Raw genomic sequence first — 10,108 nt, forward strand, 5'->3', positions numbered from 1 at the left:
CAGGATAACGCGTTCAGATACCGATGGTATCCGGATATCCGAGAGATAGGACACATGCCGCGATGAGCGACCGTTACACGTCGATGATCCAGAACCCGATCGGCCAGTTCCTCGTGAAGAACCTGGGCCTGCCCAATCCGCCGGAGCTCAAGCGGTACACCGGGGGCGCCCTCGTCGACGGCCCCGTGCTCGTCGGGGGCCGGGGCCTCGTGGCCGACACGCTGCCGGCCGTGCTGAAGGGCTCGGGCATCGACACCACGACCGTGCGCGCCGAGGGTCGCCGCTACCAGGGCCTCGTCCTGGATGCCTCGGGCATCGACTCCGCCGCCGGAACCGTGGCCATCCAGGAGTTCTTCTCGCCCGTCCTGCGCAGCCTCGCCCCCAGCGCCAAGATCGTCGTGATCGGCCTGCTGCCCGAGCGCACCGACTCGGTCGGCGCGGCGATCGCCCAGCGCGGCCTCGAGGGCTTCGTGCGCTCGCTCGGCAAGGAGATCGGCGCCAACGGCGCCACCGCCAACCTCGTCTACGTCACGACCGAGTCCAAGGACGCCCTCGGCTCGACGCTGGCCTTCCTGCTCTCGCCCAAGTCGGCCTTCGTCGACGGGCAGGTCGTCCGCCTCGGCACCACCGACCTCGTCGAGGCCGACTCCCCCGCCGACGCCGCCGCGCCGCTCTTCGGCAAGGTCGCGCTGGTCACGGGCGCCTCGCGGGGCCTCGGTGCCGCCATGGCCCGCACGCTGCACCGCGACGGCGCCACCATCATCGGCCTCGACGTCCCGCCCCTCCAGCAGGACCTCGAGGCCCTCATGGCCGAGCTCGGCGGCACCTCGATCGTGTGCGACATCACCGCCGAGGACGCGCCGCAGGTCATCGCCGACGGGTTGGGCGACGGCGTCGACATCGTCGTGCACAACGCGGGCATCACGCGCGACAAGCGCCTGAAGAACATGAAGCCCGAGAACTGGGCGAAGGTCGTCGACATCAGCGTCGGCGCCCCCGAGCGGATCACCGAGCACCTGCTCGAGAACAAGCTCATCCGCACCGGTGGCCGCGTCATCGGCATCTCGTCGATCGCGGGCATCGCCGGCAACAACGGCCAGACCAACTACGGCACGGCCAAGGCCGGCGTCATCGGCTTCGTCCAGGCCCTCGCGCCGCGCGTCGCGGCCGACGGCATCACCGTCAACGCGATCGCCCCGGGCTTCATCGAGACCGACATGGTCAAGACGATGCCGCTGGGCATCCGCGAGGCCGGCCGTCGCCTCAGCTCGCTGTCGCAGGGCGGCCAGCCGATCGACGTCGCCGAGGCCATCGCCTGGTACAGCCACCCCGGCTCGTCCGCGATCTCGGGCAACGTCGTGCGCGTGTGCGGCCAGGGCTTCCTGGGTGCCTGACGTGACGACGACGCGCACGTTCGACAAGGCCCCGGCGGGCCTGCCGCTCATGCTGAAGGCGGCGCTGCCCGCGATCCCGGTCGTTGGCAACCTGCCCGGCATCAGGCACGAGAAGGGCGGCCTGCCCACCACGACGCTGCGCCGCACCCGGATCTCCACCGACCTGGCGCACCTCGACCGCTACAACGAGGTGTGCGGATTCACGCGCGCCGACACCCTGCCGGCGACGTACCCGCACATCGCCGCGCACACGCTGCACCTGACGCTCATGACGGACACGGCGTTCCCGTTCCCGCCCATGGGGGCGGTGCACCTTCGCAACCGGATCACCCAGCACCGGCCGATCGGCCGCGAGGAGGTCTACGACCTGACGTTGCGCGCCGACTCCGACGACCCTCACCCCAAGGGCCGCCTGATCTCCCTCGTGAGCGAGGCGCGCATCGGCGGCGAGGTCGTGTGGGACGAGACGATGACGGTGCTCTTCCGCAGCCGCAACGGCGCCGACGAGCCGGTCGCGCCGCCACTGGCGGGGGTGGACGCGCCCGAGGGCGTCGTGCACTGGAAGCTGGGCGACGACCTGGGTCGCCGCTACGGCGCGATCTCCGGTGACCGCAACCCGATCCACCTGTACCCCGTGACCGCGAAGGCGTTCGGGTTCCCGCGCCAGATCGCGCACGGCATGTGGACGAAGGCCCGCAGCCTCGCGGCGCTGCAGAACCGGCTGCCGGACGCCCACACCGTCGACGTCGAGTTCAAGAAGCCCGTGCTGCTGCCCGGCACGGTCGTCTTCGGCTCGGCCCAGGACGGCGACGCCACGACCTTCGGCGTGCGCGATGCCCGCAAGGGCGTGCCGCACCTGGTCGGGCGCATCACGCCCGCCTGACCGACCACCCACGCACGACGCCCCCGGACCTTCGCGGTCCGGGGGCGTCGTCGTCGACTGGGTCAGCGCTCCTCGCGCGGCTTCGTCGGGCGGATGAGGCCCTCCTGCGCGACCGTGGCGACCAGGGCGCCGTCCTGCGTGAAGACCTTGGCCGTGGACAGGCCGCGCGCTCCGGACGCCGACGGCGACGTCTGGTCGTACAGCAGCCACTCATCGGCCCGGAAAGGCCGGTGGAACCACACGACGTGGTCGAGCGATGCCGGCTGGACCTTGGGTGAGCTGATCAGCACGCCGTGCGGGACGAGCGAGGCGCCCAGCAGGCTGAAGTCGCTGGCGTAGGTGAACGCGGCCGCGTGCAGCAGCGGGTCGTCCGGCAGGCGGTCGCTGGCGCGGAACCACATGCGCTGCACGACGGGCACGTGCGCGCGCGTCGGGTCGTCCTCGGGACGAGGGTCTCCGACGTACCGCATGTCGAAGTCGCCCCACTCGCGCAGCCACTGGTCGGCGCGGTCGCTGCTCACGTACTTGACCAGGTCGACCATCGGCGTGGCCTCGTCCGGGCCGGGCGTGGCGGGCAGCGCGTCCTGGTGATCCCAGCCCTCCTCCTCGCGCTGGAACGAGGCGGTCATGTAGAAGATGACCTCGCCGTGCTGGCGGGCCGCGACCCGCCGGGTGGCGAAGGAGCGCCCGTCGCGGACGTTCTCGACGTCGTAGATGATCGGGATGCTCGGGTCGCCACCGAGGATGAAGTAGGCGTGCAGCGAGTGCAGGTGCTTCCCGTCGAGCACGGTCCGCTGTGCGGCCATCACGGCCTGGCCGGCCACCTGGCCGCCGAAGACCCGCTTGAGCCGGGAGTTCGGCGGCTGGCCGCCACGGAAGAGGTTGACCTCCAGTTGCTCGATCTGGAGCAGGTCGACGAGTTCGTTCACGGTCCCGGGCACGAACGCGATCCTATCGGGCATGCTCTTGGCCCACCGGCCACCTCAGCCGGCAGCGCCCGTAACCATGGTCACAGAATCCTTCGCGGCGACAAGGGACAAGCCGGAGGCTTTCATCACTGGTCGTCCTTGCGCTGCTGCATCAGGAAGTGCTCGAGCTGGCTGGCGAGCTCGTCGCCGGTCGGCAGGTTGGCATCGTCGGCAAGCAGCGACTCCGCGGCGCCGCGGCTGAAGATGTCGTACTGCTCCTCGAGTCCGTGCAGCACCTGCTCGCCCTCCTGGTCGGCGATCTGCTGCTCGATCTCGGACACCGAGTCGGGCTGGCGGGCCCGCAGCTCCTCGAGGTCGAAGCTGAGCCCCAGCTTGAGCGAGGCCGCCTCGAGCAGCGCGAGCGCCGCGGTCGGGTACTCGATCTGGGTCAGGTAGTGCGGCACGTGCACCACGTAGCCGATCGCGTCGAGGCCGTGCTCGCGCATCCGGTACTCGAGCATCGACTGGGCCGACGACGGCACCGTGACCTCGGCGTTCCAGAAGTTCTTGCGATCGACCAGCTCGGGACGCGTCGCGTGCATCGTCAGCAGGGCGGGCCGGGTGTGCGGCACGCCCATCGGCACGCCGCCGAGGAAGACCGTCAACGGCACGCCGATCTCCTCGATCACGTCGAGGGTCTCGGCGGCGAACGCCTCCCAGCCGAAGTCGGGCTCGGGGCCGGCCAGCAGCAGGTAGGGCGTGCCCGCCTGGTCGACGTGCCGGGTGATCTGCAGCACCGGCTCCTCGTAGTCGACGTAGTGGTCGCGCCGGAAGGTGATCGGGGGACGCCGCGCGCGATAGTCGTACATCGCGTCGAGGTCGAACTCGTGGATCACCTCGGCGTCGGGCGTGCGCAGCTGCGAGGCCGCGAGCATCGAGGACGAGCCCGCGCTGAGGAAACCGTCGAGCGCCACGATCAGCGGGATCGGCTCGCGGTCGAGGTCATCTGAACGTCGTCGTGAGAACCACTTCGGTGTCAACGCTGGTCACCTGCCGTGCATTCCGCGAATCGTTTGCGGGTGTCCTCGAGGATCTGCGCGGGCGTCAGGCCGAGGCGCTGCAGGATGACGTCGCGCTTGGCGTGCTCGAGGAACTGCTGGTCGACGGCGTGGATCCGCACCGGCACGTCGACTCCCTCGTCGCTCAGCGTGTGCAGGATCGTGGAGCCGACACCGCCCTGGCGGCCGTTGTCCTCGATCGTCACGACGAGTCGGTGGCGGCTCGCCAGCTCGACGACCGCCGGATCGAGCGGCTTGACCCACCGCGGGTCGACGACGGTGGCCGCGATGCCGGACTCCTCGAGTCCGCGACCCACCTCGACCGCGGTGGCGGCCATCGTGCCGACGCCCACGACGAGCACTTCCGGATCGGTGCCGCGGTGGAGCACGTCGACGCCGCCGACGCGGTCGATCGCGTCGAGGTCGGGCGACACGGCGCCCTTGGCGAACCGCACGACGCTGGGGGCGTCGTCGATCGCGACGGCCTCGCGCAGGAGCTCGCGCAGGCGGCTGCCGTCACGCGGTGCGGCCAGGTGCAGGCCGGGCACGATCTGCATGATCGACATGTCCCACATGCCGTTGTGGCTGGCGCCGTCGTCACCGGTCACGCCGGCGCGGTCGAGCACGAAGGTCACTCCCAGCCCGTGCAGCGCCACGTCCATGAGGACCTGGTCGAAGGCGCGGTTGAGGAAGGTGGCGTAGACCGCCACGACAGGGTGCAGGCCGCCCATCGCCATGCCCGCCGCGCTGGTGACGGCGTGCTGCTCGGCGATGCCGACATCCAGGACACGATCGGGGAACTTGTCCGCGAACGCGTCCAGGCCCGTCGGGTAGAGCATCGCGGCCGTGATGCCCACGACGTCCGGCCGGTCGTCGGCGATGCGGACGATCTCGTCGCGGAAGACGGAGGTCCAGCCCGCCGGGGCGATGCTGATCGCCTCGCCCGTCGAGCGGTCGAACGGGTGCGCCTGATGCATCTGGTCGTTCTCGTTCTCGACCGCGATGTCGTAGCCCTGGCCCTTGGTGGTGATCGCGTGGACGAGGACCGGACCGTTGAAGTTGCGCGCCGCCGTCAGCACGTGTTCGAGGGCGTTGCGGTCGTGGCCGTTGACCGGGCCCAGGTACTTGATGCCGAGGTCCTCGAACATGCCCTGCGGCGCGATCGCGTCCTTGAAGCCCTTCTTGATCGCGTGCAGCGCCTCGTAGGCGACCCCCGCGACCTTGGGACCGGTCGTCATGCGCTCGCGGATCGCGCTGAGGGTGGACTCGTAGCGCGGGTTGGTGCGGATCTCGGTGAGCCGGTTCGCCAGGCCGCCGACCGTCGGCGTGTAGGACCGGCCGTTGTCGTTGACGACGATCACGACGCGGCGGCAGTTGTCCGCGCAGATGTTGTTGATCGCCTCCCATGCCATGCCGCCGGTCAGCGCGCCGTCGCCGATCACGGCGACGACGTGGTCGTCCGTGCCGCGCACCGCATGGGCACGCGCCAGGCCGTCGGCGTACGACAGCGAGGTGGAGGCGTGCGAGTTCTCGACCCAGTCGTGCGGCGATTCGGCGCGGCTGGGGTAGCCCGACAGGCCGTGCTCCTTGCGCAGGTCGCCGAACTGGTCGGCACGGCCCGTGAGCATCTTGTGCACGTACGACTGGTGGCCCGTGTCCCACACGATCTTGTCGTTCGGCGAGTCGAACACCCGGTGCAGGGCGATGGTCAGCTCGACGACCCCGAGGTTGGGACCGAGGTGACCGCCGTTGGCCGCGACCGACTCGATGAGCAGCTCACGCACCTCGGCCGCGAGCTGCGTCAGCGCCGCGTCGTCAAGGCCTCGCAGGTCGGCGGGACCGGACACGGAGCTGAGGACTGAGGCCATTGCTCCATCGTAACGACGCCCCTCCAGCGGGGCCGCTCGACCGGCGCCTCAGCGGGCGAGGTCGTGGAACCGGCCGCGCGCGTGGGCGACCCCCGTCGCGGCCTCGATGCCGATCTGCGTCACCGCACCGGTCACCTGGACGGACCAGCCCACCTCGCGCACCTCGCCGACGGTGAAGCCGCACCACGACCGGTCCTGCAACCGAGGGCCCCACGGCGAGTCCAGCCACGTGCCCACCGTGAACATGCCGCCCGGAGCGGGCGCCTGGCCAGCGAAGACCTCGGCGAGCCAGTCGTCACTCGACTGCAGGACGCTCACCGCGGCGCTCGCGCCGACCTCCAGCGACTCCCCCAGGTCCGAGTCGGGGTCCACGAACAGGGTGACCGCCGGCGCGGGGCCGTCGACCAGCAGCAGCGACGACACCGTGAGCCCGGCGCGGGACCGCCCGGTCCCCGTCGCGACGACCGTCGCCGGGCCCGGCAGGCGCCCCCGCAGCCGGCGGAACGCGTCCTTGTCACCGTCGGCGGGCACGAACGGGTGGTCGGTGTGGATCGTCACTCCCCCATCCCACCACGACGACCCCGTACGCAGGACTGCCCGCCACCGAGCGGTGACGGGCAGTCCTGGCGGGGCGATCGCTCAGAGCAGCGAGCGCAGCACGTACGGCATGATGCCGCCGTTGCGGTAGTAGCTCGCCTCACCGGGGGTGTCGATGCGGACGACCGCGTCGAACTCGACATCGCCCGCCGTGACCTTGACGGTCTTGGGGATGCGCCCCTCGTTCAGCTCGGTGATGCCGGTGAACGAGAAGGTCTCCTCCCCCGTCAGGCCGAGCGACTCGGCCGTCTGGCCCTCGGGGAACTGCAGCGGCAGGACGCCCATGCCGATGAGGTTCGAGCGGTGGATCCGCTCGTACGACTCGGCGATGACGACCTTGACGCCCAGCAGCGCCGTGCCCTTGGCGGCCCAGTCGCGCGACGAGCCGGAGCCGTACTCCTTGCCCGCGAGGACGACGAGCGGGACGCCGGCCTCGATGTACTTCTCGGAGGCCTCGAACACCGTGGTGACCTCGCCGTCGCCGAGCAGGTCGCGGGTGAAGCCGCCCTCGGTGCCCGGTGCCAGCTGGTTGCGCAGGCGGATGTTGGCGAACGTGCCCCGGATCATGACCTCGTGGTTGCCACGGCGCGAGCCGTAGGAGTTGAAGTCACGCGGCGCGATGCCGTGCTCGGTCAGGTACTGGCCCGCGGGGCTGTCCTTCTTGATCGCGCCGGCCGGGCTGATGTGGTCGGTCGTGACCGAGTCGCCCAGCTTGAGCAGGACGCGCGCGCCCTCGACGTCGGTGACCGGGTCGGGCTCGAGGGCCATCCCGTCGAAGTACGGCGCCTTGCGGACGTACGTCGAGTCCTCGTCCCACGCGAACGTGTCGCCCTCGGGCGTGTCCAGGTTCTGCCAGCGCTCGTCGCCGGCGAACACGTCGGCGTACTCACGGCTGAAGGTGTCCGAGTCGATCGAGGACGCGATGACGTCCTCGACCTCGGCGGGCGACGGCCAGATGTCCTTCATGAAGACGTCGTTGCCGTCCTGGTCCTGACCCAGCGGCTCGTTGAACAGGTCGACGTCCATCGAGCCGGCCAGCGCGTACGCGATGACCAGCGGCGGGGACGCCAGGTAGTTCATCTTGATGTCGGGGTTGATGCGGCCCTCGAAGTTGCGGTTGCCCGAGAGCACCGCGGTGACGGCCAGGTCGCCCTCGTTGACGGCGGCGCTGACCTCGGGGATCAGCGGACCCGAGTTGCCGATGCACGTCGTGCAGCCGTAGCCGACGAGGTTGAACCCGAGCTTGTCGAGGTAGACGTTCAGGCCCGACTTCTCGTAGTAGTCCGTGACGACCTTCGAGCCGGGGGCGAGCGTCGTCTTGACCCACGGCTTGCGCTGCAGGCCCTTCTCGACGGCGTTCTTGGCCAGCAGGCCGGCGCCGATCATGACGGACGGGTTCGACGTGTTGGTGCACGACGTGATGGCCGCGATCGTGACCGCGCCGTGGTCGACCTCGAACGTGGTGCCGTCCTCGAGCGTCACGGTCTGCGGGTTGCGGACACGCTCGCCCGGAGCCCCGTGCGAGTGCTCGCTCGGCGCCTCGCCACCGTTGGCGTAGGTCGACGTCTTCGGCGCGTCGGACGCGGGGAACGAGTCGTCGACGACCTCGTCATAGCCGTTGAGCTGCTGCTCGTCGTGCTCGACGTAGTCGCGCAGCGAGCCGCGGAAGGCCGACTTGCTCTCGGTCAGCGCGACGCGGTCCTGGGGACGCTTCGGGCCGGCGATCGACGGCACGACGTCCGCGAGGTCGAGCTCGAGGTACTCGCTGTAGCGCGGCTCCTTGTCGGCGTCGTGCCACAGGCCCTGGGCCTTGGCATACGCCTCGACAAGGGCGATCTCCTCGGCGCTGCGGCCGGTGAGCTCGAGGTACTTCGTGGTCTCGCCGTCGATCGGGAAGACCGCGATCGTGGAGCCGTACTCGGGGCTCATGTTGCCGATCGTGGCGCGGTTGGCCAGCGGCACGGCGCCGACGCCGGAGCCGTAGAACTCGACGAACTTGCCGACGACGCCGTGCTCGCGCAGCATCTCGGTGATCGTGAGCACGAGGTCGGTCGCGGTGGCGCCCTGGGGCAGCTCGCCCGAGAGCTTGAAGCCGACGACGCGCGGGATCAGCATGCTGATCGGCTGGCCGAGCATGGCGGCCTCGGCCTCGATGCCGCCCACACCCCAGCCGACGACGCCCAGGCCGTTGACCATCGTGGTGTGCGAGTCGGTGCCCACGCAGGAGTCGGGGTAGGCCACGACGCCCCCGTCGCTGTCGCGCGTGAAGACGACGCGCGCCAGCTTCTCGATGTTGACCTGGTGCACGATGCCGGTTCCCGGCGGGACGACCTTGAAGTCGTCGAACGCGCCCTGGCCCCAGCGCAGGAACTTGTAACGCTCGCCGTTGCGCTCGTACTCGATCTCGACGTTGCGCTCGAACGCCTCGGGCGTGCCGAAGACGTCCGCGATGACGGAGTGGTCGATGACCATCTCGGCCGGCGCGAGCGGGTTGATCTTGTTCGGGTCGCCGCCGAGGTCGGCCATCGCCTCACGCATCGTGGCGAGGTCGACGACGCACGGGACGCCGGTGAAGTCCTGCATGATCACGCGGGCGGGCGTGAACTGGATCTCCTTGTCGGGCTGGGCCGAGGGATCCCACGCGGCGAGCGCCTTGATGTCGTCGGCGGTGATGTTCGCGCCGTCCTCGGTGCGCAGCAGCGCCTCGAGCAGGATCTTGAGGCTGAACGGCAGGGAGGCGACGTCGAGTCCCTCGCCCTGGACCGCGTCCAGCCGGTAGTAGTCGTAGGACTTGTCCCCGACCGAGAGGGAGTCCTTCGCCCGGAATGTGTCGACGCTCATGGCTTCTCCTTCGCTGGTGCTCCCATCGTCCCTCCGCCGGCGCACAGGCGAGCGGTCAGGATGACCTAAGTCACACCAGATATCTTGATGTCAAGATAAACGATATCAAACGAGCCCGGTTCCGCCTGTTCTCAGGCGACCCTCACCTGAGGGCCGCGAGTCGCGCCACGAGGGCACGCCCCTCGGCCACGCGCTTCTCCCAGGTCGTACCCACGACGAGCAGCACCACACCGGCCAGCGCGATGAGGATCCACCGCTGCAGGCCCAGGGCCGTCGGGCCCACGTTGGCGAGGACGATCAGCAGCGCCACGGCGGCGCCGGCGACGACGGGGGCACCCCACCTCAGGACCACTCCTGCCGCGAGCACGGCCAGCGCGACGAGGCCGAGCAGGGCCGCTCGCACGCTGGTCGGATCGGCCAGTGCCTGCGGCAGCGACGGCAGGAGCGCCATCGTCAGCCCGGGCGTGAGAGCGGTCCAGCTGCGGCTGCCCGGGTCCGTGCGCAGTCGCCAGGCGCCCGCGGCGAGCAGGGCGACGGCGAACGGGGCCGTGTAGGCCTC

At 70.3% G+C, this 10,108-nt stretch carries 8 protein-coding genes; 2 read left to right on the forward strand and 6 right to left on the reverse strand.

Annotated features, from left to right (window positions below; genetic code table 11):
- Positions 1–62: 62 nt before the first annotated feature.
- Together RT323_RS10135 and RT323_RS10140 are read left to right on the forward strand one after the other, a co-directional pair.
- Complete coding sequence (locus RT323_RS10135) at positions 63–1,394, forward strand: 3-oxoacyl-ACP reductase (RefSeq protein ID WP_313407825.1); 1,332 nt, start codon at positions 63–65, stop codon at positions 1,392–1,394.
- Between the two features lies 1 nt (position 1,395).
- The gene (locus tag RT323_RS10140; RefSeq protein ID WP_313407827.1) at positions 1,396–2,277 is read left to right on the forward strand and encodes a MaoC/PaaZ C-terminal domain-containing protein; all 882 of its coding nucleotides are present in this window, start codon (positions 1,396–1,398) and stop codon (positions 2,275–2,277) included.
- Positions 2,278–2,339: 62 nt separating this feature from the next.
- Here RT323_RS10140 and RT323_RS10145 read toward each other — a convergent pair whose 3' ends face one another.
- The 6 genes from RT323_RS10145 to RT323_RS10170 all read right to left on the reverse strand — a co-directional run.
- A complete protein-coding gene (locus RT323_RS10145; protein WP_313407829.1) occupies positions 2,340–3,218 on the reverse strand; it encodes an acyl-CoA thioesterase II in 879 nt (292 codons plus the stop codon).
- A 113-nt stretch (positions 3,219–3,331) separates the two neighbouring features.
- Positions 3,332–4,159: a PAC2 family protein gene (locus tag RT323_RS10150; protein ID WP_313407832.1), complete on the reverse strand. Its 828-nt coding sequence runs from the start codon at positions 4,157–4,159 to the stop codon at positions 3,332–3,334.
- A 62-nt stretch (positions 4,160–4,221) separates the two neighbouring features.
- Complete coding sequence (gene dxs, locus RT323_RS10155; protein WP_313407835.1) at positions 4,222–6,111, reverse strand: 1-deoxy-D-xylulose-5-phosphate synthase; 1,890 nt, start codon at positions 6,109–6,111, stop codon at positions 4,222–4,224.
- Between the two features lie 48 nt (positions 6,112–6,159).
- A complete protein-coding gene (locus tag RT323_RS10160) occupies positions 6,160–6,669 on the reverse strand; it encodes a flavin reductase (RefSeq protein WP_313407838.1) in 510 nt (169 codons plus the stop codon).
- An 81-nt stretch (positions 6,670–6,750) separates the two neighbouring features.
- Positions 6,751–9,549 (reverse strand): aconitate hydratase AcnA, encoded by a 2,799-nt coding sequence (acnA, locus tag RT323_RS10165; RefSeq protein WP_313407841.1) that lies wholly within the window; start codon positions 9,547–9,549, stop codon positions 6,751–6,753.
- Positions 9,550–9,691: 142 nt separating this feature from the next.
- Positions 9,692–10,108, reverse strand: a 417-nt coding sequence (locus RT323_RS10170) for an SCO7613 C-terminal domain-containing membrane protein (RefSeq protein ID WP_396172246.1), incomplete at its 5' end; no start/stop codon positions are given.

Source organism: Aeromicrobium sp. (genome assembly GCF_032084975.1).
Classification (GTDB): Bacteria; Actinomycetota; Actinomycetes; order Propionibacteriales; family Nocardioidaceae; genus Aeromicrobium.